Raw genomic sequence first — 24,431 nt, 5'->3', positions numbered from 1 at the left:
CCATGAGCTGGTGGACAAGCTCTGCGGGTTTGACCCCAATCATTGCCTATGACTCCTCACATTTCGAGTCGAACTCGGTTCTGACCGATTTGACCGGTGGCGGCAACCATGCGGACATGGCGGGCCAGTCGGCCAGTCTGGTGGTGGTGGGAACCAATCCCGTTCAATCCATCACCTGCGTCAAAGGTGTGGGTGCTGGCTGGAGTTACAGAAGAGTGACTCGTCCGACTGCTGGCGTGCTGATGGCGCTGGTGAGTCACGTCAATCCACGGGTGATGCTGTTCTCTGACTACGGGGTGTCTGGCAACTTTCATGCGCTGCTGATAGAGACGGATGTCACAACACTGAGCCCACATGGGCAAATTCGATGCGAAGGCACGGCAAACTCGGTCGGACTGCCCACTGGGGCAGCGGTCAAGTTCGTGGCCATCGCTTTTGATGCCAGTGGCTACCAGTATTACTGCAACGGATCCTGGGTGGGGGCGAAATTCGCCGCGCCACTTAGCTTGCTCTCTAGTGTGGGCTCGAATTGGCCATCATCCTGGGGCATGTATGCGAATTTGTCGGCACTGGGTATGTTTGATGGGGTTGCAAGCCTCGCCGATCTGCAAGACCTGGAGGCGCAGGTTCGTCTGGCCGTGGTGGGGCCACCTGTGGTTTTTCATGGGTACGGCACTGACCTGAGTCGGGTGAACACAATTCCAACGGTCAATCTGGCTACACAAGGTCTGGGTGATAACACTGGGCGCATCAACACTGCACCGATGCAAGCGCTTGATGGTTTGGGAGTTCGCAACAAAGCGCTGGTGCCGATCTTGGGCCAACACGACATTTACTTCGGTGGTGTGGGCCAAGTGGTGGGCACTGTCAAAAACACACCATCCACACCAGTGAGGAGGCGTGTTTTGCTGATCGAGGAAGCCACTCGGGCCGTTATCCGCGAGACATGGAGTGAAGCGGCTACCGGTGCCTATTCGTTTGGCCGGGTCGCCATGAACACCACCTACACCGTGGTGAGCTATGACCACACCCAAGCGTTTCGTGCGGTGGTGGCGGATCGGGTGATTCCTGAGTTGATGTTGGAGCATTCGCCATGACGCTGGCCATTTCTCCTGCGCACAAGCTGGCGCGGCTGACCGGAACACTGACGTTCGCGGATGCTGGCCCGCAAAACAGCCGCATTCGACTGTACGCAACCAACCAGCCAGCAACCGGCGGTGACCCGGGTGGTGGGCTGCTGGTGGAAATCCTACTGGCCAAGCCGTGCGGTGAGATCGATGCCAGCGTGTTGACCCTCAAGCAGTCAGAGCCATCGGGTGACCTGATTCTGGAGACGGGCACTGCGCTTTGGGCACGCTGGATCAACGGCCGTGATGAAGTGGTGGCCGACGGTTCGGTGTCGGATGCTGCGGGTACCGGAGATTTCAAACTCTCGGGCACCAGCGGAACGGTGCTTTACGCCGGTGCGCGGGCGCTACTGGGGCAATGCACTTTGACTTGATTGACTTTGATTTGTGAGGTTTCGCGTCGTGCCAGAAAACTTAGTCTTTGCTGGTACACCGCTGATTGAACAACCGCTGGTGATGGTGTTTGGAGAAGGTATTACTGACCCGAACGCCAAAATCACCGATCTGGTGTTTTCACAGCCGCCCAGGGTGCATCCGACCCGACTGGTGTTTGGTGACAGTGACACCAGCACCCACCCGGACTCGCTGCTCGAAGTCTCAGGGGCACTGCCAGAACTGGTCGCGCGACTGCACCTGGTCATTGGCGTGCCACTCGCGTTGCAAGCAGCATTGCCTGATCTGGTCGGCACGGTCGCTGTGAAGTACCAGAGCCAGACGCAACGGCCGACGGTCGCACAGGTGCAGACCTGGTCGCAGGTGTCCACTGTGACAGAGTCCGGCTTGACCCAACCACAGCAGCACGCGCAGGCAACCAATGCTGGCGCGCAGGATCACTCGCAAAACGCTGTGTCCGAGCATTTTGGGGTCAGCCCGGGATATGTTGAGGCCATTCGTTCCAGCCGAGAGGTTGGATCGCAGTTTCAGGATGGCTGTTTGAGGCGGTCACGTCTGCACGCCAATTGGTCGGATGGGCTGGCTGATCGACGAGTGAACAGCACCAGTCCCTTCCAGGAAGGCCTGCGTGCGCCAACCGTTCGCGCCGTGGGCCGTTTTCAGGACGGGTTGCATGACAGGCGCGCATGGCTGGAGAACTCTTGGACTGGCGCGATTCCTCGCAACAAGGGGTACACGGGCCATGCTGGTGCCGCCATCCCAATGAGAAGATTTCTGCCATCGGCCTTTGAGGAGGCCTGGGTGCCGCGACCCGGTGCGCATTTGACGCCGTTGATCCCACCCGTTGACCCGACGTACTGGGGCACAGCCTTGCTGTTTGCCTGTCCATCATTGGCAGCCCCCATGTTGGTGTTTGGGACTCGTCAGTGTGAATTTCCTCCAACACAGCCAACCGGCGTTGTGACCGTAGCGGTTAGAAAGGTGTATTTTGTGATCAACGATATCAGTCTGCGCCGGGCATCCGACGGGGTGGAGGTACCGGTCAACAATTTGTCCCTATCGCTTGATGCGTCCTCCTGGGCTTGGGGATTTGATGCCGTGCTACCGCATAGCGCCCAAAGTTTGATCGAACCCAACGGATCAGGGGTAGTGGAGCTGCTGGCCACTGTGAACGGCACCACTTTCGCAGTCCTTGCTGAAAACATCAGCCGTGAGCGCAGTTTTGGGCAGACCAGCATTCGATTGACTGGTCGTGGCAAGAACTCCGTGTTGGCTGCACCCTATGCGCCGGTGATGACGTTCACCAACTCTCAGGCGCGAACGGCACGCCAGTTAATGGACGATGTGCTGACCATCAACGGTGTGCCTATGGGTTGGAATCTGGACTGGGGTTTGACCGACTGGAACGTGCCAGCCGGGGTGTTTTCGCACCAAGGGACATGGATCGAGGCTTTGAGTGTCATAGCCGGGGCAGCCGGGGGCTATTTGCTGCCACACCCCAGAGATCAAACGATTCGCGTGCGCCACCGGTATCCGGTCGCACCCTGGGAGTGGGCGACAGTGACCCCAAACTTTGTTCTGCCAGTTGATGCAGTGGAAAAAGAGTCCCTACGCTGGCTGGAAAAGCCATCCTACAACCGGGTGTTTATCTCGGGTATGGATGCCGGAGTGCTGGCGCAGGTGACCCGGTCAGGTACCGCTGGCGATTCTCTGGCACCGATGGTGGTGGATGCCCTGATCACTGAGGCTGCTGTTGCCCGCCAGCGTGGACTGGCAGTTTTGAGTGACACCGGTCGGCAGATCGAGGTCAGTTTGAATCTGCCTGTGCTGGTTGAAACCGGAATCATCGAGCCCGGTGCCTTTGTCCAGTACCGAGATGGCGGTGTTGACCGCATCGGGCTGGTGAGATCCACCCAAGTCCAGGCCGGATTTCCAGAGGTCTGGCAAACCTTGGGAGTGCAGACCTATGCATAACGTCTATGAGCAGTTCAAGCAATTGCTGTCTGACCCACCGCTACAGGTCGGCACCGTGTCTGAGATTGGCACAGGTGTGGTCACCGTCCAGTTGCCCGGTGGCGGCACGGTCAAGGCCAGAGGAAGCGCAAGCATGGGTGCGCGTGTGTTTGTGCGCGATGGCGTTTTGGAAGCCGTTGCGCCCAATCTGAGTCTGGAAATCATTGAAATCTGACCCCTACTGAAAACAGTTTTAAACCTGAAACCCGCTTCGGTGTGCATCTCGCGCATCTGGCGGGTTTCGCATTTTTGGAGCATGAAAATGGAAGATACATCAATTGAACGACGCAAGACAGTCACGATGCCGCAGGCAGACTTTGAGCAAATGCTTGAGCGTGCGGCTGAAAAGGGTGCGCGTCACGCCCTGCATGGAGTGGGGCTCGATGGCGAAGACGCTGCCCACGACATCCGTGAACTGCGCAATCTGCTTGATGCCTTCAATGAGGCCAAGAAGACTGCGGGTCTGACCATCATCAAGATGGTGGTCACCGGGCTGGTGATGGCGATCCTGACCGGCACCCTGATCAAACTTAAATTGTTCGGAGGTGCCCAATGATCGAAACATTGCTGGGTGGATTGTTGGGTGGGTCGTTTCGACTGGCTCCAGAATTCCTGAAATGGCTGGATCGGAAGGGCGAACGTGGCCACGAGTTGGCGATGCAGGACAAGGCCCTGGAATTTGAGAAGATTCGTGGTGCGCAGCGCATGGCTGAAATTGGCTCACAAGCCGATGCGGCCTGGAACACAGGTGCCATTGAGGCACTGCGCGACGCGGTACGAACTCAGGGTGAGAAAACCGGTGTTTGGTGGGCTGATGCCTTGTCATCAAGCGTGCGGCCGATCATTACTTACTGGCTGATGCTGTTGTACTGCGCTGCCAAGACGGTGGCGTTCGTTTCTGCGCTGAACGCGGGGGCTGGCTGGAGCGTTGCCGTGTTGGCCGCTTGGTCGGAAGCAGATCAGGCGCTTTGGGCTGGGGTGCTTAACTTCTGGTTTTTAGGAAGGGTTTTTGATCGGGGTCGGTCATGATTGCTGTGCCTCAAGCAGCCGTGGAGCTGGCAAAGCGGTTTGAAGGCTTCCACCGGGTACCGAAAAACGACCCATTGCGCAGAGCCCATCCCTACATCTGTCCTGCCGGGTTTTGGACTGTGGGGTTTGGCCATCTGTGCAAACCAGACCATCCGCCGATTTCTGAGGCTGATGCCGAGGTCTATTTGGCCCAAGACCTGATGACGGCGCTCACCGCCACACTGCGGTATTGCCCTGTGCTGGCAACGGAATCTGAATCTCGAATGGCAGCCATCGTGGATTTCACCTTTAACCTTGGCGCTGGCCGACTGCAAACGTCAACCCTACGTCGCAGGGTGAACATGTTGGATTGGCTTGGTGCCGTACAGGAACTTTCCAGATGGGTGCACGGTGGCGGCAAAGTGTTGCCAGGACTGGTAGTGCGCCGTCAAGCTGAAGCCGTGCTTCTGCGATGACTTTGCGGTCAGGTGCACCAATTTGGTGTGAGCACATGGTGTGTATGGCACCCCAAACCCCATACAAAAGGACACTGACTACCAAGGGTATTCGGTCTGATGCACAGAGCGTGGCATCGTTAAAATCAATTTACAGAGGGATTATTGAATGAACGTTTTTACCATTGGCTACGAAGGACTAGATATCGACGGGTTTATGTCGCTGCTTGCAGAACACGACATAGACACGATTGTCGATGTTCGTGAGCTGCCCCTGTCACGTAAGGCTGGATTCTCCAAGAATGCTCTGGCCAATCTACTGAATCTTTCTGGACGTGAATACGTCCATATGGCGGATTTAGGCTGCCCAAAGCCCGTGCGTGATCTGTACCGTGAAGATGGCAACTGGAAACGCTACACCGAAGGGTTCATGAAGCACCTGAAAACTAAAGACGATGCCATTGCGGAACTGTCGCTTCTGACTAGCAGTGCGAACTGTGCGTTGCTTTGCTTTGAAGCAGATTCAAATTTTTGCCATCGCTCCATGGTGGCAAACGCGGTAAGGGAATACAGCGGCGCCAAGGTGACGCACATCAAGGCAGGCGCTAAAAAAGCTGACCTTGTAAAGACTCCTCCACTGGCTTTCGCTTAGGCGGGTAGACCAGGCTGATGATCAGCCACTGGTTCTGAAAGCGGTGTTGGTTTCCCATAAGAAACATCAAATCTTTGGTACCGAGTTGGCCCTCGAGCTTGGCGCGAAAGGGCTTTTCCCATCCTTCGCCGTGACTTTGGCGACAATTCCAATACAGAGCACCGGCCTCCCAATCGACGACTTTGTGGCGATGCTCTTTCTCGCCGTCTGGGGTTTCGCATAAATACCGGTAGTAAAAATCAAACGGCACTTTGCGCAATTCCTTAACTTGGCGCTTGGCATCGACATCGGAAAATAGATCCTCCTGCATCTGCTCGCGGACCAATTTTTCCTTCTCTTCTTCCGTCCAATCGGCATTGCGTGCCTTGTTTATTTCCAGCCCAACCAGCTTTTTGGGCCGGAGCAGAGCGATGGAGAGTCCATCCTGCACGCGGGCTGCATCAATTGCGTCCATGCTGGCGAAAGTTGGAATCTTGTCGAGCCAAGGCCACCGATCCAACCAGCCTTTTTTGTGATCAATCACCTCTTTGCAGGTGATGGTGTCGACCCAGAGTTTGTGGCTCTCCAGGCGATGGTCTTTATTGGCTTTTTCAACTCGGACATCAATCCACTGCCATTTTTTAAACTGATGACCATGCTCGACCATCCGGAACGGCACCGGAAACAGCCGACGCATTGAACCGTCTTGGCTGATACCTGCGACGCACGAAGTCTCCATGTATTGAGCACTGGGCGACGGGTACGTCTTTGCCAGTATCAGGATACGTTCCATTCGACCCAAAGCCATACTTCACTCCCTTTAAAAACCTCTGAAGCGAACGCCCCTTCGTCAGTAATACTGACGAATGTAGGTGTAAGCCTTCTCAAATAGCTCCTCATCTGCGTGCAGCTTGTATTTGAAGAGCGCCTTGCGCAGGGCTTTTTTCACCTCGCGCTCACCGGCCTGCGTGCCCTGCCAGCCAGGGAAGCGAACCAGCCGCACAATTTCATCAATGTCCGTCACCACGCGCTCGACCATGATCGGCGTCTCGGACGTTTTGACCTCGTTGAACAGCTCTGTCAGCGCAGCCTTGCCGCGGTCTTCATCTTCTTCTGGCGGCACTTCTTTTTCTGCCTGCAGCGTTTCCTTGGCAATTTCCAGCAACTGCTTCAAAAACTCGACGCTGTTGATTTGCCCAGATTCAAAGCGGTCTTTCAGTGCGTCCAGCCGTTCAGACAGCTTTTTGAATTTTGGATTGCCCATATGCTTGCGCATGCGCCGCACCAGCTTGATCTCAATCTCTTTGGCGCTCTTGGGGTCCGGGTTAGACAGCACTGCCTCAAGCAAGTCAGCATCCAACACCAGCGTATCCAAGTCATCCCGCACTGCATCCACATGCACGTTCTGGTGAATCAACTCAATTGTCTTGGCACCCAGTGAATGCCAGATCAGCTTGCCATGGCCGCTGGATGGTTGCACCGACTGGTACACCTGCGACAGCCATTTATAGTCTTTCTCAAATGGACTGAGCACTGAGTCTGGCGACAGCGCTTCCCAGATCTTGCCAAGTACGCTGTATTCGGCAGCAAAGTTGTCACGCACCGTGTTGTTGGGCAGGCATTGCTGAGCTGCAATCAGGCCCTCGTAACCTGTCTGGCTGCGATCTACGCCGGTAAAGAATTCCAAGCATTTCTGCATGGCCTCAGGCAACTTGTCTTTCAGCTCCTGAATGTTGCTGACCACCTGCTTGACGCTTTGGTCATCAAACTCCAGCGCCGCCGCAACATCATCAAAGATGCCCAGATAGTCCACGATCAGGCCATGTGTCTTCTGGTCTGAATACGTGCGGTTGACCCGGCAAATGGCTTGCAGCAGCGTGTGGTCGCGCAGCGGCTTGTCTAGATACATCGCCTGCAAGATCGGCGCATCAAAGCCTGTGAGCAACTTGGCGGTGACGATGATCAGCTTGAGCGGGTCCGCAGGATCACGAAAACGGTCCAGCAACCGTTCTTCCGCATCACGGCTGCGGTCATAGGCTGCGTACTCGGGGTGCTCTTTTTTGTCAGCGGCCTGTACCGACATGACAATGTCCGTTGCCTCGGGGGGCAGCAGTTTGTCGAGTTCTGCCTTGTACAGTAGGCAGGATTCCCGGTCAAAGGTGACGATCTGCCCTTTGAAGCCGTTGGGCTCCACCTTGCTCTGGTAGTGCAACACGATGTCTTCGCACACACGGCGAATGCGCTCTGGCGTTTTCACCAGCACGGCCATCTTGGCGGCGGTCTTGCCCAGAGAGTCACGGTCCAGGTCTGATAAACCACCGGTCAGTTCCTTGAACGCCGTCTCAATGGCGGTCTTGTCGATGTGCAGGTTGACCAGTCGCGGCTCAAAATGCAGCTTTAACGTTGCCCCATCGCGGATTGATTCCTCAAAGCCATAGCGGCTCATGTAGCCCAAAGCATCTTCGTCCGCCCCAAAGGCGTAGAAGGTATTGCGGTCCGAGCGGTTGATCGGCGTGCCAGTCAGGCCGAACAGAAACGCATTGGGCAGTGCCTCACGCATCTTGCGGCCCAGGTCGCCTTCTTGTGTACGGTGGGCTTCATCCACCAGCGCGATGATGTTGCTGCGGTCGTTCAGACAACCGGTGGTTTCACCGAACTTGAAGATCGTGGTGATGATGATCTTACGAACATCCTGCCCCAGCAACTGTTGCAGCTTCTCGCGGGTGTCCGCCTTCTCCAAATTGGGAATGTCAGCACCGGTGAATGTGCCGGTGATCTGGCTGTCCAGATCAATGCGGTCCACCACAATGATGACCGTGGGGTTCTTCAAGTGCGAGTGCATGCGCAGCTTTTGCGCGGCAAACACCATCAGCAGTGACTTGCCAGAACCCTGAAAGTGCCAGATCAGCCCTTTCTTGGGGTAACCAGCCACCACGCGCTCCACCAGCTTGTTAGCGGCCTCGTACTGCTGATAGCGGCAAATGATCTTGATGCGGCGCTTTTTCTTGTCCGTGGCAAAGAGGGTGAAACTACCCAGAATGTCCAGCACCACGTTGGGCCGCAACATGCTCTCTGCCGACCGCTTGAGCGTCTTCAACGGGTGGTGTTGGGAGCTATCCGACTCTTTGCCCTCAATCAGATGCCATGGTCCCCAGTCCTTTACCGGCAGACCAATGGAACCGTAGTGATACTCCTTGCCCTCAGTGGCCACTGAGAACACGTTGCAGACGAACAGCTCGGGCACGAACTTCTCGTAGTCCGCGTTTACCTGCACGGCACCATCCACCCAGCTGATGCACTTCTTGACTGGTGTTTTGGCCTCAATCAGCACCAGTGGCAGACCGTTCACAAGCAGCACCAAATCGGCACGGCGCTCAGTGGGACCTGCTCGGCAGGTGTACTGCTGAGTGACGACGTACTGGTTTTGCGACAAGTCGTCCAGGTCAATCAGGCGCACCGGCACATGCTGGTTGTTGTCGCCGAAGGACATGGAGCGTTCACCACGCATCCAGGCAGTCATTTCTTCATTGGCGCGAATCAGCCCGTCGGACCGCACCGATAGCACGATGGCCCGCAGCTTGTAGAGCACCTCATCCGCACGGTCAGGCTGAGCGGTAATTTCAGGGTTTAGGCGGATCAGCGCATCACGCATCCAGGATTCGACCAACACCTCCTGAATCTGGCGTGGCACATCCGCAGGTGCCTTGTAACGCCAGCCAATACCCTTGCGACTGGTTCCATAACTGGCTTCCGACTCCTGGGCGACATTGGCAGGGATTGCTTTTACCGGCCCGGCGAGCAGGTCGCGGACATAGGCTTCGACGGTGTTCGATTCGTTAAATCCCATTGCTTGCCCTTTGCTCGATATGTGCTAGCGCATGAGTTTTTATTCTCAGGGTGGCGGCCTTGCGATTCCCAACTTCTTGACGAGCAGATCGGATGGACCTCATCTCCAACAGCAACGCATCTTGTTCCTCAATGGTGGGAATCTTCAGCGAGTGCTGGCGAATATCTGAACCGTTTATCTTCCAAATGCCATTGGTGGACTTTGCGCGAGAAATCAACCGGTTGTGCGTGCTCTGACAGTTCCATTGGAGCACTGCAAACTCGGGCCGAATGATTTCATTATCAAATTTCAGACAAATCAGTAAGTCTGGATAGAAACATCCCCTGGGGACAACATCAACCAGACCACATTTCCCTGTGAGGCGTTTGTTGCCATTTCCACGAACAACTAGTACGTCGTTGGGATGGAGCGCAAAAGCCAATGCTTCTGAACTTGTTATCTCTGCATATTTGATATTGCCCTCGGTGACAATTCGACCGTCTCGGACCGCGCTGATGCTAAGAGTTGGATATCCACTCGAACTAGCATTAGCTTTTGGCGAAACTCCATTTTTTGGCCCTTTGGACACAATTTGCTCAACGGTCATCAATCGCGCGGTGGGCACTGAATCCAATGCTTCCTCAATACGAGATTGTTCTAGCAGCAACGTTGCGTTATAGGCTTCGGTAAGTGCCTCAAGACTATCTTCCAGAGACCTGAGAAGTTCGATCAGACGATATTGCTCAGCGATTGGAGGCAGCATGAACTCGAATCTCGCTAGATCCGAAAAGTTGATATACGGGTTAACCGAGCCTTTTGAGTTCTTTACAGAGAACGCATTGAAAGCATCCGTCTGCATCAGGAAGGGGAGATACTCAGCTAGCAGTACGTTCCGGTCTTTGGGTTCAAGCACAAATGTTGTGTTGGCGCATATTCCTTCAAAGTCTGCTACTGCAACTTTTCGTAGGTATGTTCGGCGCGACCCGTAGAGCACCTGGCCTGGCCTGAAATGCATGTGAAAGGCTGGACCCAAATAGCCAGTGCCGATTTCACCCCAACGACGTAGGCGCAAGTCATCTGTATCCATGTGATCGCCAGCAATGTATCGCTCCAACCCAGACGATTCCGGGTCCGCCTTTTCTTTGCTCTGTCGCACCACATCGCCAAACTTCACGCGACACCAGTCAAGCTTGAGGCTCTCTGCATTCTTAGTTTTATGCATAAAACTGGCCTCTTGCCCTCGTGCTATTTCCGCAAACAGCTATTGAATTTGTAGCAATTGCAAGCTTTGATGGTTGATTGCTTTCAATCATGTTCGCCTTCCTCCGCAACCAAACCGCCCAGCGTTTCATCCAGCGCATCCATTTGCAGCCAGAACAACCGGCCTTCGGTTTGCCATTGCGCCCAAGACGATTGCAATGAAGCCGGTTGCCCGTTGCTGTCCAGGCTGGCAACGGCTGCTAGGCGTTTGACGTACATCGGAATCGACAGATTGCCAGTGTTGGCAGTGATCTCGGCCAGCGTCGCCACCTTGGCAAAACCGGGTGCGTCAGAAAAGGACTTGAAGGTGTCCAGAATGTGCTGCAGGTGCTCCAGCTTCAAAAAGCTCTGCGCCCGTTCGCGTGTGACTTCGTTCACTGCGTCAATGAAGATGACTTTGCCTTTGCGCTTGGCGGGCTTTTTGCGGTTGCAAACCACCACGCATGACTCCATTGGGGAGTTGTAGAACAGGTTGGGCCCCAAGCCAATAACGGCCTCGACCCAGTCTTGCTCAATCATTTTGGCGCGCATAGACTGCTCTTCATTACGGAACAAAACGCCATGTGGCCATAGCACTGCGCAGCGCCCCTTGGCGGTCAGGCTGGCCAGAATGTGTTGCTGAAAGGCGTAGTCAGCGCGACCTTGAGGCGGTGTGCCGAAGAAGTTGCGTCCCCATTTGTCTTGCGTCCACGCCTCGCGATCCCACTGCTTGATGGAATATGGTGGGTTAGCCAGGATGACATCGAACTGCCGCAGGCGGTCGCCTTCAATATGCCGGGGGTCAGCCAGCGTATCGCCACGGATGATGGCGAAGTCTTCTACGCCATGCAGGAACAGGTTCATGCGCGCAATGCTGGAGGTGATCAGGTTGCGCTCTTGCCCATAGAGTTTGAGCGTGCGGTATTCACCGCCAGAGCGTTTGACTTCGTCCAGCGCCGAGATCAGCATGCCACCGGTGCCGCAGGTCGGATCGTAGATTGACTCGCCGGGCTGGGGGCTCAGCAGTTGCGTCATCAGGTGGACGACGGTGCGGTTGGTGTAAAACTCAGCCGCCGTGTGGCCGGAGTCATCGGCAAACTTCTTAATAAGATATTCGTAGGCATTGCCCAGTTCATCCTCGGGCACGCTGGCGACGGAAAGCGTCTGGGTCGAGAAATGCTCGATCAGGTTTTTCAGCGTTTCGTCGGGCAGGCGCTCGCGATTGGTCCAAGGCGCATCGCCAAAGATGCCATCCAGCATGTCGGGGTTGGCCGATTCAATGGCACGCATCGCGCGTTGTATGGCAGCACCCACGTTTTTCGGGGTTTGGCGCACATCGTTCCAGTGGGCGCCATCCGGAATCTGGAAACGGTGGTTTTCTGAAAACTTGGCATACGACAAGTCGCCGCCTGTGTCAGCGACAGCAGCTTGGTACTCTTCTTCCCAGACGTCGGCAACGCGCTTGTAGAACAGCAGCGGAAAAATGAACTGCTTGTAGTCGCCAGCGTCAATCAGGCCGCGCAGCAGCACGGCGGCACCCCAGAGGTAGCTTTCGAGTTCTTGTTGGGTGATTCGGCTCACTTAAGACACCTTCCTTGGCACTATTCTCACGATGCGCTTATATAGAGAGGTGTTGTGTTGATTGGCAAGGGCCTCCAACGTAGTTGAAGCAGCCAGCCAGTCATCGACTCGCGGCCTCGCGAAGTCCGCAGAGACCGAGACTTGGGTTCCATGAACTATCTGGCCCCTCAGACGAACCGCGCCATCTTTTTTGTTGATCAACCTAGACCAATGGGGTATTGCCTGAGCCAGTGACTGCTTCAGCCAGACTGTGACTTCCTGCTTCCATGCGTCAGCGTAGTTGGCATAACCACCATGAAACCCTGCAAAGGTCACCTCGCGGATATGCTTGGTGGGACTGGATCCTAATGCCAAGATTGCACGTCGGACGGACCATTCGAAGTCTATTGCAGCGAGGATCACGGCAATCGTTGCGCTTTCGTCGGTCAGGAAAGCACGAATTCGATCATGTCGCTGTTTTTGGCTGTCAGATACAAAGAACATGGTTACACCCACTCCCCTTGCGTCATAACCTGAGCGAGGTGATTTTCAGCATCGCGGCAGCGTATCAGGGCCGATTTGAACGCAGCGATGGCATCAGGTAGTAGAGGGATTTCTTCCTGCAGCGGAGGAAGCACATAGCGAGAAATGTTGAGCGTCCAGTCCTCGGACTTGACGTCGTCCAGGCTGACGATGCGCACGGCATCCGGCACATCTTCGAATTTTTCGAACCACTGCTGAATTTCCAGCGCCTGTTCAGGCTCCAGGTAGTTCTGCGCACGGCCACGCCGGAACAGACGAGATGCGTCGGCAATCATGATCTTTTTGCGCCGCTTTACGGACTTCTTCTTTCGCAGCACCAATATGCAGGCCGCCAGTCCGGTGCCGTAGAACAGGTTGGGTGCCAGGCCGATGACGGCTTCGACCAAATCCATTTCCAGCAGCTTCTGGCGTATCGCGCCTTCCGCACCTTTGCGAAACAGTGCGCCCTGAGGCAGCACGACGGCCATGCGTCCTTTGACCTCGGCCATCGACTTGACCATGTGCTGCACCCAAGCGAAGTCGCCGGAGCTAGACGGGGGCACACCGGCGAAGTTGCGGCCGAACGGGTCATTGCCCCACTGTTCTTCACCCCACTTTTCCAGTGAAAACGGCGGGTTGGCAATAACGCAGTCGAAATTGGCCAGGCGGTCGCCATCAAAAAACGCTGGTGTGCGCAGGGTGTCGCCGCGCACGATCTGAAAATCTTCAATGCCATGCAGGAACAAGTTCATCCGCGCGATGGACGAGGTGGTGAGGTTTTTCTCCTGGCCGAAGAGCTTGCCCCACAGCCGTTTGACATCGCCATGGGTGTCTTTCACGTGTTGAACGGCGGCGAGCAACATACCGCCGGTACCGCAAGCCGGGTCGTAGATGGTTTCGCCCTCACGCGGGTCGAGCATCTCAATCATCAGCCGCACCACACTGCGCGGCGTGTAAAACTCGCCAGCTTTCTTGTTGGTGGCATCGGCAAATTTCTTGATCAGGTACTCGTAGGCATCACCGAGCAAATCAGAGTTGACGTTGTGGTTGCCGAACGACAGCTTGGAAAAGTGCTCAATCAGGTCTTTGAGCAGGGGATCAGAAAGTCGATCTTTGTTAGACCACTGGGCATCACCAAAAACGCCATACAGAGAGTCCGGGTTAGCCTTTTCGATCTCCCGCATGGCGACTTGCAGAGCCGTACCGACATTGGTGGCTTTGGTGCGAACGTCGTTCCAGTGACAGTTCTCGGGGATCTGGAATCGATGCGATTCAGGAAACCAGGCCAACTGCTCGTCACCGGTTTCGTCAACGATCTCCTGGTATTCCTCGTCCCAAACGTCGCAGATGCGCTTGAAGAACAACAGTGGGAAGATGTAGGTCTTGAAGTCGGCCGCATCCACTGGCCCGCGCAGGATGTTGGCGGATTCCCAGAGGTGGGATTCGATCAGGTTGAGTGTGACAGTTTCGGCTGACAAGAGTTGCCTTGCGATGGTTGTTATTGTGCAGCTTGCATTATCCATTCGGCACTGCACAAACCATAGCCCGTTGGTTGCATCCAGATCTTCATGATTATTTTCAAGTTATGGCACCCAACTTCTCGACGCAAGTAATACATCAAGTCGATGGGCATAAAAAAACCCAGTGGTTTAGACTGGGTTGAACCCTTGCGGGCCCGTTCAGGGAGGTAAAACGGGGGGCTTTAGACCCGTGAGCAATGTACCACTTGCCAAAAGCTATGCGTCGAGTGACTCGGCTTCCACAATGGATTTGAACTCCGTCAAAATATCTGCATGATGCTGTTGGAGGTATCGGTCAACTTCGACATTTGCCAGCAGCTTGGACAAAAAGGTGCGCGCCAAGAACAGTTGGAACACATCCTGGCTGAAATTCTGCTCTGCAAGTTTGTACTGATCTTGCAGGTTGCCCATTTCGCGTTCCATATTGGCCATCTGAGCGGCACTCACACCAGCGACTTTTTTGGCCTTGCTTGCGTCCACCAATTGTGATGCGGGTGTGGCCGCAAACAGCGCGTTGGCATAAGCCATGGTGACGTTGTTGGCCGACACCATCAATTCAACGCACTCCACCTGCCGGGTGGGCTTCATTTTCCGCAAGACAGAACCCAGATTCGCTGAAAACTGCTGATCTTTCAGAATGGCCGCTGCTTCCGCGCAGATGCCATCAAGCAGTGTGAGCTTGCGCGTGATGCTGGTGATATCCAAGTCCAGAGCATCCGCCAAACGTTGTGCCGTCACGCCACGCTCCACTGCTCGTCGAAGCATCAGGTGTTCCTGGATGGAAGACAGTCGGTTGATTCGGGTGTTGTATGTGTAGCTCTCATCGTCAGTGGATTCCAGGCAGGGAGCCTCGGTGAGACCCAACGTGCGCAGTGCCAGCAGTCGCAAATGGCCGTCGAGCAGGATACGGTGACCGGTTTTTTTGTCTGCGGGTCCAACTGTCAGGGGCTCAATCAACCCCACAGCCTTAATGGATGACTGAATCTGCATGAATTTTCGGCTGTTCAAAATGCCAGTCGACGCCTTACGTGAAGGCAGAATCAAATCCAGCGCTATTGACAGAGGGTCTGGAAGAAAAGCCAGTGTCAGTTGAGTCATTTCAGTTTCCTTTTAGCCAGACGCGTTCGGCCAGATAGGTGGGCAAGGTGTCCAAACCCTCGGCCCGAAGCAGGTTGGTGAAGTTTTCATTGACCAGGAGTTGTCCCAGCGCGCCAATCACAAAGAGAAGGCGCTGTTGGGCGGCACCGGCCTTTTTGACCATCAACTTTTGGCGCTCAACCTCTTTGAGGTAGGTTCGAACCAGGCTTGAGGCCGTGATATCAACGGCCACACGTGGGGTGCCGCGTCCCAAGGCGCGGCCAAACGTGTGTCGCTTTTCGATCAGTCGGCGTGCTTGTTCGAGTTGTTTGCCGCGCAACTGGCCGGATTCATAGGCTTCCTGGAGAGCCGCTTGCACTGCCTCATTGCTGTTACCTGCGCCAACAATGGCCAACGCTGCATTTAGCGGGATACGGCCGCTTTCAACAGCCACCATCAGGCGCTCCTCGCCATTTTTGATCAAATGCATGATGCCTTGAACGTACTCAACACTCAGGCCGGTTTTTTTGGCGATGGTTTTCTTGTCGTAGCCTTTGGCCACCAGTTGCTGAATACCTGCAAGCAGTTCAAGGGGGCTGGATTTGCGCCGGGCGATGTTTTCCACCATGCTCATGATGAAGGCATCCTCGTCACTGACATCAATCACCATGGCCGCAATGGTGGACTCGCCCAACGCCATGAAGGCTTTGAGCCTGCCTTCGCCACACACGAGCAGATATTTTTCGGCACCGTTTTCACCAGGACGCGCTGTTACCGTGATTGGTTTTTTGAGCCCGACGGATTTGATGTTGTCAACAATCTGCTCGAAGACTTGCTTGTTGCGCTCGCGCGGATTGAGGACTTCGATCTGCGCAATAGGGATCATGCGCAGTTCGCCCATGGGGTGATGCTGGGTCATGCCGCTCTCCTGATGCGTGTGCGCTGTGCCATTCCATAGAAATAGTCCAAGGTGTCAAAGCGGTAGCTCTCGATCTCAACGGCGTTGTGATCGGCCAGACTGATTCGCGGCAGGCCGAAATCCAGGCGGGGCAGGAGGTAGTAATCCAGTGGAGCCTGGTTGGTGTGATTGAGCCGCACGGCCACCGTCATGTCAGGTGCCAAACCGGTATCGAACCGAACTTTCCACCGATTGCGCCCGTTGTCATGGGTTTGGCAGCGTGCCAGCACAAGTGAAACAGTGAACTCTTTATTGACGTGCAGCAGGTCAGTGGCGGGATCGCGCACGATGGAGCCTCCCAGCTCACCAATGGCTTTTTCTGTCTGCGCCACGATTTGCGGGTGCAATCGCCTAAGAAACTGGTTGGCTTCAAGATACTGGTAGTCCCGATCCGGCGTGAATCCGACTGTTTGGTAGGCACGAATCAAGCTGCCGAATCTGTGGATGTAGGCCGAAGTCGATGGCATCCCTTCGGTTTCGTCGATGATCAGACCGGACAGAAAGCCACGGTTTTGAAACAGTGACCGCAGGCGCTCAATCAATTCGTCATTCGAAAACCGGTATGCCCTGGCCCGGACAATGCCCTGAGCGATGTAAAACACGTCGGGCGCGACCACCGACTCGAATGCGCCTTCCTTTTTGATCCACATGTCGGGCGTGTTCTCCACCCGGAGCTTTTTGAGCTTGAATGAGCGGCGGTTGTAGACGTTGTTGCCGATGTACTTTTCATTGGTCAATACCTCGCGCACGGTGGAGCGTGTCCAATTCCTGTCAAGATCGGTGCGCACACCTGTTTCATTGAGACGAACCGCAATTTCTGACTCGGTCAGACCGTCATCGGTGAACCAGCGGTAAATCTGGTTCACCACCTGAATTTCAGAATCTGGCCCTGGCATCAGGATGACTCGGTCAGTTTGCAGGCTTTTGTGCTCGCCGCGCGACAATTCGGCTTTGACTGAGCCGGATTGATCAAGCAGCACGCGGCGCAGCCCGAATCCGGCCGGGCCACCTTGGCGAAAGCCCAATTCGATCAATCGACACTGACCGGCAAACACCTTGGCCGAGAGTTCCCGGCTGTACTCACCAGCCATTGCGCGTTTGACACCCTTGACGATGGTGGCCACCGGAGAGCCGTCGTTTTCGAACTGCTCGGCTACATAAGCAACGTGAATGTTTTTCCGCTTGCAGATGTATTCGTAATAGGCCGATTCGTCGGCATCCTGGAATCGACCCCAGCGGCTGACGTCGTAAACCAAAATGATGGAGAAGTCCGCCGATCCCGACTCGACATCCTTGATCAGCTGCTGCAATGCCTGTCTTCCATCAATGCGCAGACCACTTTTGCCCGCATCGGCATAGGTGCGAACGATGTCGATATTCCGGTGGGCTGCGTACTCTCGAATTTTGTCGGCCTGGTTTTCTGTCGAATATTGCTGATGCTCCGTGGACATGCGCACATACTCCACCGCACGGAACCGTTTCGGTTGACCCGCCCCATCTTCTGCTACCGCGTTTGATTCCATAAAACCCGATCACTCATGTTGAAGGACATGGGCTCTCGGGGCCACCTTCAGATTACGGGCTTATCGTGGCCAACGACGGTCAGGATGTAAGTTCATATCGGATGATCGAGAGCTCATTTGGCATCACGTTACTGTTTGTGTTGCCCAATTGCCATCACGTCCTGTCTTGACAGTCGTCGTCTTGACAGGGGCAATTGATGCACACCGGGGTGATTTCTACGACCCAACTGCCGCCCTTGACCTGGGTGCTCTCTGTACAGATTGGCCTAATTCGGTAGATGCCCTCAGGGATATTTTTGAGCCAAGCCAAGTCGTCCATCTTGACGGGCGATGGCGCAATCAGAGCAGTTTGTCTTGAGCTTGGGACGTTTTTTCCACCAGAGCCGGAATTTGATTTGCGATACTTGCGCCAGTAATCTGGATTGCTTTCAGTCCATGTTTGTTGAACCCGGCTTTTGTTGTCCCGATAGTCAGGGTCACTTTTTTGCTTTTTTCGATCCCAGTTTTGTCGTCGCTCTTTTTGGCATTTGGGGGAAGAGCAGTAGGTCTGATTTGGGACTTTGTGATGAGGCTGAAAGGTTTCGCCACAGCACGGACAGATTTTGGTTGCCATGAAAATTCTCCATACGAAATTGCGTATGGGAACTGGACGGCTATAGTGGTCACTGCATCCCAGAAAGGTCCGATATCGCGAGCAGTCTTTTGGAGTGCAGCTCAATTCGAATTTGGTAGGATTCATTTGAGTTCATAAATATTTCGCTTCAATAGTGGGAGTCGCCGCTGGCAGTTCTATGAGTACCGATCTCCCCAGAAAATATGCCGATGAATCGCTGTTAGTGGTTCCCAACGCATCAGTCAATGCGATCTTGCCGGACGTGGGAGTCTGGCCAATTTCGGAGGATCTTCTGGATTTGATCTCTACGCCTTCGATGATGCGGCGTGGTGAAGCCGAGCAAACTACACGGGTCACCCAGCTTATTGCGTACTATGTAGTAGTCCATGATGGACGCATCTTGACCCATCGACGGACTCGGCGACAACCGGAAAAGCGGCTGACAGCAATCAAAGCAGTAGGGCTCAGCGGTCACATGACAGTAGCGGATCTACCAGCGTTGACCACGCGGGACATGTTTCACCAGTGTGCATCGAGTGGCTACGCCAACCGCGAATTGGCAGAAGAAATTAAGGTGCGCATATCTTCTGAATGCCCCATTTCACTGTGCTGTGTAATTTGGGAGCCAGTCGATGATTTTGGTAAACAGCACCTCGGTCTGGTTTATGTGGTTCATGCAGAGGAGCAATTCACTGTTCTTGAACCTGGATTGATTACTGACGCTAAGTTCGAAGGTTTGCCTGATATTCGCGCGGCATACGACAAATTTACTTCTTGGACTCGGCTTTTGCTTGAATCTAAATTGTTCTTGAGCATGCTGACGCAGGAGTGACTTTGGCCTACCCCTTTATTCCTGAAAGTTGGACTGAGCCTGTCAACCAGAACTTATATGCGTCTGTTGTCTTTCTGATCGTCCAAATTGGCCTCGGACTCATTCAAACTTTATTGAAGCGGTATTGGACGGTTCCCAGTAAGGTCGTATCCGGGTTGGGATGGATGACGTTGACTGTTCCGCCAGTGGCAATAGCTTCGATTTCCATTATCCAGGGTGTGGTGAGCCGCTGGATGCCAGCGATTTTTTTGCTCAGCCTTCTGCCTGCAGTCGTTGTGTCGATTCGCGGGTTAAATCAATTAAGGATGCTCCGAGCTGCAGGTGTGCACGGTGCAATTAGAGAGCCGAACATCGCCGCTTATCAAGATTTTTTGAAGGCAGCCAACAGTTCATTTTCGTTTCTCGGGGTTGGAGCGGAAAAACTCACGCGCGATTTCGATGTGTTTCAGCATATGGTTTCGCGGTGTGGCACATCGGCTAAGCCAGTCCGATTGCTGCTCGTTTCGCCCGACGCCGGTTGGTTGCAAGTAGGTGCAGCTCGGCGTGGTTTGAACCGAACTACGTTTCAGGCGAAGCAGGTTGACTCTTTGCAAAAAATTAGACGAATTAAGTTAGATTTCAGTGGAGAGATTAAAGTGCGCTTCTATTCTGAGCGCCCAAGTCTGCGTTTGATGTTCGCAAATGGTGCTGTGTGTTGGCTGGGGCATTACACCGAAACCGCTGCAACACCTGGTACCAATGAGTTTGAGCAGAAAAGCAATTCCTGTGTTGTCTTGCAGCGGCCAAATGATCGAGCACCAGATCAACAACTTTATGGTGCTCTTGAAGGGCTTTTCGACGAAATGTGGGAAACAGTAAAGGGGACTGAATGGGATTTCAAGACTTATCTTCAGTAGCTTGCATTCACGGGCGCTTCCAGCCGTTTCATCTCGGCCACGTCGATTACCTGAGTGCAGCGCTGTCGCAATGGGAATCTATTGTTGTTGGTATTGCTGCTCCCACGCCAGTACCTGTGAGTTTTCCAGGCGTCGAGCACAGAAATAAGCCTTCAGCCAATCCGTTGACCTATCTGGAGCGGACTTTGCTTATTCGTGCTTGTTGCCGTGAATTAGGTATTGCAGATGCTCGGATCGAGTTTTCGCCGTTTCCCATAGACGAACCCTCTTTGTTGAAACATTACGTGGGCAAGTCAATGATCTGCGCCACCACGCGTTTGTACGCCTGGAATGAAGAAAAAATCCGCCGATTGGAGAATGAAGGTTACGCTGTGGTGGTACTCGAGAAGTGCATCAAGCAGCCGTTTGATGGTTCCACGATCCGTAGACACCTTATGGACCGCGACCCGGATTGGAAAGACATGGTGTTGCCGTCGGTTGCGGAGTTGTTAGTTCAATGGGCCATTGACGACCGAATTCGCGACTTCGCACAGGTCGAAACGCTGAGTGGATCGGACAACTACACCAACGGCGGATTCAGCCAAAAGTAACGGAGCACAAGGCGCATCAGGTGGACAAGACCAAGATGGCAAAGTATGTCGGTGATCAGCCTCATCACACTCAACCGTTTGATGGATAGAAACGATTCCAACCTTTCTTCAACAAAATTGGTGTTTGCGGTGGCGGCATCGGCTTTTGGTCAGTGCATCACGCTTGATTTAATGCCGGTTAAACAGTTGCCACAATGTGAAACGGACAATCGCCAAAAGCAGGGACAAACGCGCTACACTTGCCCATCGATGTTGGAGAATGGATTTGAACCCAGGACCCTTTTCCACCACCAAAATTTTCAACCAATGTTCCATCTCCAACATTCTGGTTTAACCCCCAACTTTTTTCTTAATGCTGCCAAGCCTAAGTAATTCGACTTACTTAGGCTTTTTTAGTTTATGCGCATACCTTTTACCAAAATGCAAGGTGCCGGCAATGATTTTGTCGTGCTTGATGAGACCCAAGCGCGCTTTGGCCTCACGGCGGGGCACTACCGGGCTTTGGCTGACCGTCACTTTGGCGTGGGGGCAGACCAAATTTTGACGGTGCGCCCAGCGCCCAGTCCCGAGGTTGATTTTGAGTATGTGATTCACAACGCCGATGGCGCTGAAGTGGAGCAGTGTGGCAATGGCGCGCGATGCTTTGCCCGGTATGTGCGCGATGTGGGGTTGACTCAAAAAGATGCCATTCGGGTGCAAACCCGAGCTGGTGTGATTGAGCCGCAGTTGACCGCAGATGGGCGCGTGTGCGTCAACATGGGCACGCCCGTGTTTGAGCTTGCGCGCATTCCCTTTGCCCCTGGCAGCACCCAGCCTGAATCCAGCGGTTTATGGAAAAAATGGCCTCTAGCCCTTACCAGTCAAGCGCAGACAGCTATTCAATTCATATCACCGGTGTCGATGGGCAACCCGCATGCAGTGCAGCTGGTGGCAGATATTGACCAAGCCGAGGTGCAGGTGTGGGGGCCGTTGATTGAACACCACCCGTTTTTCCCCAACCGAGTCAACGCGGGTTTCATGCAGGTGATGTCACGCCGCCAGATTCGGCTGCGGGTGTATGAGCGCGGTACCGGTGAAACCCTGGCTTGTGGCTCGGGCGCTTGCGCTGCGGTGGTGGTCGGCATTCGGCTGGGGCTGCTAGATGCGGAGGTGGATGTGCACATGCAAGGCGGGCGGCTGACCATTGCGTGGGCAGGCGGCTCTTCGCCGGTGATGATGACCGGGCCTGCCACCACGGTGTTTCACGGCCAGATTGAGCTGCCACAATGTCTGGATTGATTTCCTTTTAGACCATCATGCCCAACACAACCTTTCCCAGCGCCACAGCGAACCCCATTACCGAAGACGACATTGCCAATTACCTGGTCAATACGCCCGATTTTTTTGAGCGCCATGCCCAGCTGCTGGCCACTGTGCAGCTCTCCAGCCCGCACAACCCGCGCGCAGTGAGTCTGCAAGAGCGTCAGGCCAACCTGCTGCGCGAAAAAATCAAAATGCTTGAGTTGCGCATCATGGACATGATTCGCAATGTCAATGACAACATGGTGCTGTCTGACAAGCTGCTGCAATGGGCACGCACCCTGTTTTTGCACACCGACCGGGCCAGTTTGCCAGCGCTGATGGCGGCTGAATTGGCGTCGCAGTTTGCCGTGCCGCAAGTGGGTATCAAGGTCTGGGGCGTGTCGCCAGCGTATGCGCAGGCCGATTTTGCCCAGGGCGTGAGTCAAGATGCCAAGTCGTTCATCTCGTCATTGACCGAGCCATTTTGTGGTGTCAATTCCGGCTTGGAGGCCATCACCTGGCTGCCCGACCCGCAAGCTGCGGTGTCGATTGCCATTTTGCCGTTGCGCGAAGGTGTCACGGGCAGCGTTGCTCCGGCGTTTGGGCTGCTGGTGTTGGCCTCGCCCGACGCACAGCGCTTCAACAGCACCATGGGCACCGACTTTTTGGCGCGCGTGGCCGAGCTGGCCAGCGCCGCGCTGGCGCCGCTGCGTTAAAGACTGGTAGGTGACGTTGTGACGTTGCTTGAATGAACGTCGAGGCCATTGCCCCCCCGGCGGCAAGCCCCATTGACCCGCTGGTGCAGCGCTACCTGGCGCATGTGCGGTTTGAAAAACGGCTGGCCGAGCGCACCGCCTTGCTCTATACCCTGGATTTGGAAAAACTGGTCTTGCTGGCGGCGCAGGCCGACGTGGCGTTGACCGCGGTGCAGGCCAGCCACATTCGCCGCTGGGTTGCACAGATGCACAGCCAGGGGCGCAGTGGCAGGGGCATTGCGCTGATTTTGTCGGGCTGGCGCGGCTTTTACAGCTGGCTGGGGCGCGAAGGCCTGGTCACTTGCAACCCGGTGCTGGATGTGCATGCGCCTAAAGCACCCAAGCCACTGCCCAAAGCCTTGAGCGTGGATGACGCGGTGCACCTGGCCAGTTTTGACCAGCCCGAAGCAGATGCTTGGCTGGAGGCGCGCGACGCGGCCATGGTCGAGCTGCTTTACGGTGGCGGCTTGCGGGTGGGTGAACTCATTGGCTTGAACGTGCAGGCCAGCGACCAGCACGGCTGGGTCGATTTGCAGGCGGGCGAGGCGCATGTGCTGGGCAAAGGCAGCAAATGGCGCATCGTGCCGGTGGGGCAAAAAGCGGTGCAGGCGTTGACGCATTGGCTTTGTGTGCGGGCTGCACGGCCACCGCGTCCTGGCCGGCTGGCCGTGCAGCCACAGCAGGCTGCGTTGTTTGTGGGGCAGCGCGGCACCCGGCTCACGGCGCAGTCGATTTGGCAGCGGCTGCGGTTGCGCAGTTTGCAGGCCGGGTTGGCCACGCCGGTGCACCCGCATATGCTGCGGCATTCGTTTGCCAGCCATGTGTTGCAGTCCAGTAGCGACCTGCGTGGCGTGCAAGAGCTGCTGGGTCATGTCAACATCAGCACCACGCAGGTCTACACCCGGCTTGATTTTCAGCATCTGGCGCGCGCCTACGATGCAGCGCACCCGCGGGCGCACCTGAAAGTGCAAGACGACGATGGTTCAAAATAGCGGCATTCCCAATTTTTTAACGGACAGGTGACTTATGCACAAGCAAATCAGTGTGATGTTGGACAAAGGCGTTGAATTCACATTCCATGTACCAGAAGGTGCGGCGATGGCGCATGATGCCGCCAGAGCCTGGCTGGATCAGCAGTTCACCACGCTTGACTGCGAGCCCCTGCGCGCCAGCGGCAAGGTGCTGACCGCCGACAAAATTTTGGTGGTGACCCAGGCCGCCGGTGCCCGCTTGTTGGGCGATGCCCAATGGGCGGCAGCGTATGTGGCAGCTGTCAGCGCCGCGCTGGGCAAGCCCATGATTCGGGTCGATGTGCCAGCCATGGCCATCACTTACTGAGACCGAACTTCAAGCATGAAAACCATTCGTCTGCGTGCTGGCAAAGAGCGTTCGCTGGCCCGCCACCACCCCTGGATTTTTGAATCAGCCATTGCCAAAGGTGGCGGTGACGCGGGCGAAACCGTGCGTGTGGAGTCTGACCAAGGCCAATTTTTGGCCTGGGCGGCGTTCAGCCCAGCCTCCAAAATTCGCGCCAGGGTCTGGAGCTTTGATGAGGCACAGCGCATTGATGCATCGTTTTTCATAGCTGCTTGCGCAAGAACAATAAGCGCTA

The 24,431-nt window shown here is 55.1% G+C and carries 26 protein-coding genes and 1 pseudogene; 17 read left to right on the top strand and 10 right to left on the bottom strand.

Annotated elements, in window-relative coordinates:
- Nucleotides 1-2 precede the first annotated feature (2 nt).
- The 8 genes from PHW99_RS02370 to PHW99_RS02335 all read left to right on the top strand — a co-directional run bounded on the left by PHW99_RS02370 (nucleotide 3) and on the right by PHW99_RS02335 (nucleotide 5,648).
- Nucleotides 3-1,097, top strand: a complete 1,095-nt coding sequence (locus tag PHW99_RS02370) for a hypothetical protein (RefSeq protein ID WP_300173457.1) — start codon at nucleotides 3-5, stop codon at nucleotides 1,095-1,097.
- Nucleotides 1,094-1,501, top strand: a complete 408-nt coding sequence (locus tag PHW99_RS02365) for a hypothetical protein (RefSeq protein WP_300173455.1) — start codon at nucleotides 1,094-1,096, stop codon at nucleotides 1,499-1,501. The genes PHW99_RS02370 and PHW99_RS02365 overlap by 4 nt, the downstream gene beginning before the upstream one ends.
- A gap of 28 nt (nucleotides 1,502-1,529) precedes the next feature.
- A complete protein-coding gene (locus tag PHW99_RS02360; RefSeq protein WP_300173453.1) occupies nucleotides 1,530-3,494 on the top strand; it encodes a hypothetical protein in 1,965 nt (654 codons plus the stop codon).
- Nucleotides 3,487-3,708 (top strand): hypothetical protein, encoded by a 222-nt coding sequence (locus tag PHW99_RS02355; RefSeq protein ID WP_300173452.1) that lies wholly within the window; start codon nucleotides 3,487-3,489, stop codon nucleotides 3,706-3,708. The genes PHW99_RS02360 and PHW99_RS02355 overlap by 8 nt, the downstream gene beginning before the upstream one ends.
- Before the next feature lie 87 nt (nucleotides 3,709-3,795).
- Nucleotides 3,796-4,089 (top strand): DUF6127 family protein, encoded by a 294-nt coding sequence (locus tag PHW99_RS02350; RefSeq protein WP_300173451.1) that lies wholly within the window; start codon nucleotides 3,796-3,798, stop codon nucleotides 4,087-4,089.
- On the top strand, nucleotides 4,086-4,562 hold the full coding sequence (locus PHW99_RS02345) for a hypothetical protein (RefSeq protein ID WP_300173449.1): 477 nt from the start codon (nucleotides 4,086-4,088) through the stop codon (nucleotides 4,560-4,562). The genes PHW99_RS02350 and PHW99_RS02345 overlap by 4 nt, the downstream gene beginning before the upstream one ends.
- Nucleotides 4,559-5,017 (top strand): lysozyme, encoded by a 459-nt coding sequence (locus PHW99_RS02340; RefSeq protein WP_300173447.1) that lies wholly within the window; start codon nucleotides 4,559-4,561, stop codon nucleotides 5,015-5,017. Before PHW99_RS02345 ends, PHW99_RS02340 begins: the two co-directional genes overlap by 4 nt.
- Before the next feature lie 148 nt (nucleotides 5,018-5,165).
- Nucleotides 5,166-5,648, top strand: a complete 483-nt coding sequence (locus PHW99_RS02335) for a DUF488 family protein (RefSeq protein ID WP_300173445.1) — start codon at nucleotides 5,166-5,168, stop codon at nucleotides 5,646-5,648.
- On the opposite strand, the gene PHW99_RS02330 is transcribed toward PHW99_RS02335, so the two are convergent.
- From PHW99_RS02330 to PHW99_RS02285, 10 genes are all read right to left on the bottom strand, one after another.
- Complete coding sequence (locus PHW99_RS02330) at nucleotides 5,602-6,435, bottom strand: hypothetical protein (RefSeq protein WP_300173443.1); 834 nt, start codon at nucleotides 6,433-6,435, stop codon at nucleotides 5,602-5,604. The two genes, PHW99_RS02335 and PHW99_RS02330, sit on opposite strands and share 47 nt — an antisense overlap.
- Nucleotides 6,436-6,477: 42 nt before the next feature.
- Nucleotides 6,478-9,474 (bottom strand): HsdR family type I site-specific deoxyribonuclease, encoded by a 2,997-nt coding sequence (locus PHW99_RS02325; RefSeq protein WP_300173442.1) that lies wholly within the window; start codon nucleotides 9,472-9,474, stop codon nucleotides 6,478-6,480.
- Complete coding sequence (locus tag PHW99_RS02320) at nucleotides 9,464-10,675, bottom strand: restriction endonuclease subunit S (protein WP_300173440.1); 1,212 nt, start codon at nucleotides 10,673-10,675, stop codon at nucleotides 9,464-9,466. The genes PHW99_RS02325 and PHW99_RS02320 overlap by 11 nt, the downstream gene beginning before the upstream one ends.
- A gap of 83 nt (nucleotides 10,676-10,758) precedes the next feature.
- Entirely contained in the window at nucleotides 10,759-12,273 is a 1,515-nt protein-coding gene (locus PHW99_RS02315) for a class I SAM-dependent DNA methyltransferase (RefSeq protein WP_300173438.1), read from the bottom strand.
- Nucleotides 12,274-12,756, bottom strand: a complete 483-nt coding sequence (locus PHW99_RS02310) for a hypothetical protein (RefSeq protein WP_300173436.1) — start codon at nucleotides 12,754-12,756, stop codon at nucleotides 12,274-12,276. It abuts the gene before it with no gap.
- A gap of 2 nt (nucleotides 12,757-12,758) precedes the next feature.
- Nucleotides 12,759-14,297, bottom strand: a complete 1,539-nt coding sequence (locus PHW99_RS02305) for a class I SAM-dependent DNA methyltransferase (RefSeq protein ID WP_300173434.1) — start codon at nucleotides 14,295-14,297, stop codon at nucleotides 12,759-12,761.
- Between the two features lie 213 nt (nucleotides 14,298-14,510).
- Nucleotides 14,511-15,392, bottom strand: coding sequence for a plasmid partitioning protein RepB C-terminal domain-containing protein (locus tag PHW99_RS02300; protein WP_300173432.1), 882 nt, complete (start codon nucleotides 15,390-15,392; stop codon nucleotides 14,511-14,513).
- A gap of 1 nt (nucleotide 15,393) precedes the next feature.
- A complete protein-coding gene (locus PHW99_RS02295) occupies nucleotides 15,394-16,290 on the bottom strand; it encodes a ParB/RepB/Spo0J family partition protein (protein WP_300173430.1) in 897 nt (298 codons plus the stop codon).
- Nucleotides 16,287-17,852: a recombinase family protein gene (locus PHW99_RS02290; protein WP_300173428.1), complete on the bottom strand. Its 1,566-nt coding sequence runs from the start codon at nucleotides 17,850-17,852 to the stop codon at nucleotides 16,287-16,289. The genes PHW99_RS02295 and PHW99_RS02290 overlap by 4 nt, the downstream gene beginning before the upstream one ends.
- A 154-nt stretch (nucleotides 17,853-18,006) precedes the next feature.
- Nucleotides 18,007-18,465, bottom strand: a complete 459-nt coding sequence (locus PHW99_RS02285) for a hypothetical protein (protein WP_300173426.1) — start codon at nucleotides 18,463-18,465, stop codon at nucleotides 18,007-18,009.
- A 178-nt stretch (nucleotides 18,466-18,643) separates the two neighbouring features.
- Between PHW99_RS02285 and PHW99_RS02280 the strand changes: the two genes are divergently transcribed.
- The 9 genes and pseudogenes from PHW99_RS02280 to PHW99_RS02240 all read left to right on the top strand — a co-directional run.
- Entirely contained in the window at nucleotides 18,644-19,297 is a 654-nt protein-coding gene (locus tag PHW99_RS02280; RefSeq protein ID WP_300173424.1) for a hypothetical protein, read from the top strand.
- A 2-nt stretch (nucleotides 19,298-19,299) separates the two neighbouring features.
- Nucleotides 19,300-20,193 (top strand): hypothetical protein, encoded by an 894-nt coding sequence (locus PHW99_RS02275; protein ID WP_300173422.1) that lies wholly within the window; start codon nucleotides 19,300-19,302, stop codon nucleotides 20,191-20,193.
- Nucleotides 20,166-20,783 carry an adenylyltransferase/cytidyltransferase family protein gene (locus PHW99_RS02270; protein WP_300173420.1) on the top strand — a complete coding sequence of 206 codons (618 nt, stop codon included), beginning with the start codon at nucleotides 20,166-20,168 and terminating at the stop codon, nucleotides 20,781-20,783. Before PHW99_RS02275 ends, PHW99_RS02270 begins: the two co-directional genes overlap by 28 nt.
- 45 nt (nucleotides 20,784-20,828) lie before the next feature.
- Complete coding sequence (locus PHW99_RS02265; protein ID WP_300173418.1) at nucleotides 20,829-21,155, top strand: hypothetical protein; 327 nt, start codon at nucleotides 20,829-20,831, stop codon at nucleotides 21,153-21,155.
- Nucleotides 21,156-21,182: 27 nt separating this feature from the next.
- Complete coding sequence (dapF, locus tag PHW99_RS02260) at nucleotides 21,183-22,061, top strand: diaminopimelate epimerase (RefSeq protein ID WP_300173416.1); 879 nt, start codon at nucleotides 21,183-21,185, stop codon at nucleotides 22,059-22,061.
- 17 nt (nucleotides 22,062-22,078) lie between these two features.
- Complete coding sequence (locus tag PHW99_RS02255; RefSeq protein ID WP_300173414.1) at nucleotides 22,079-22,780, top strand: DUF484 family protein; 702 nt, start codon at nucleotides 22,079-22,081, stop codon at nucleotides 22,778-22,780.
- 32 nt (nucleotides 22,781-22,812) lie between these two features.
- Complete coding sequence (locus tag PHW99_RS02250; RefSeq protein ID WP_300173412.1) at nucleotides 22,813-23,811, top strand: tyrosine recombinase XerC; 999 nt, start codon at nucleotides 22,813-22,815, stop codon at nucleotides 23,809-23,811.
- A gap of 34 nt (nucleotides 23,812-23,845) precedes the next feature.
- Complete coding sequence (locus PHW99_RS02245; RefSeq protein ID WP_300173411.1) at nucleotides 23,846-24,157, top strand: hypothetical protein; 312 nt, start codon at nucleotides 23,846-23,848, stop codon at nucleotides 24,155-24,157.
- A gap of 15 nt (nucleotides 24,158-24,172) precedes the next feature.
- Nucleotides 24,173-24,431 (top strand): annotated as a pseudogene (locus PHW99_RS02240) (23S rRNA (cytosine(1962)-C(5))-methyltransferase RlmI); the annotation flags it as partial.

Origin of the sequence: Rhodoferax sp. (assembly GCF_028689305.1) — a bacterium.
GTDB lineage: Bacteria > Pseudomonadota > Gammaproteobacteria > Burkholderiales > Burkholderiaceae_C > Rhodoferax.
Note: the sequence above shows the minus strand (reverse complement) of the source record. Positions and strands in the feature narration are given on the sequence as shown.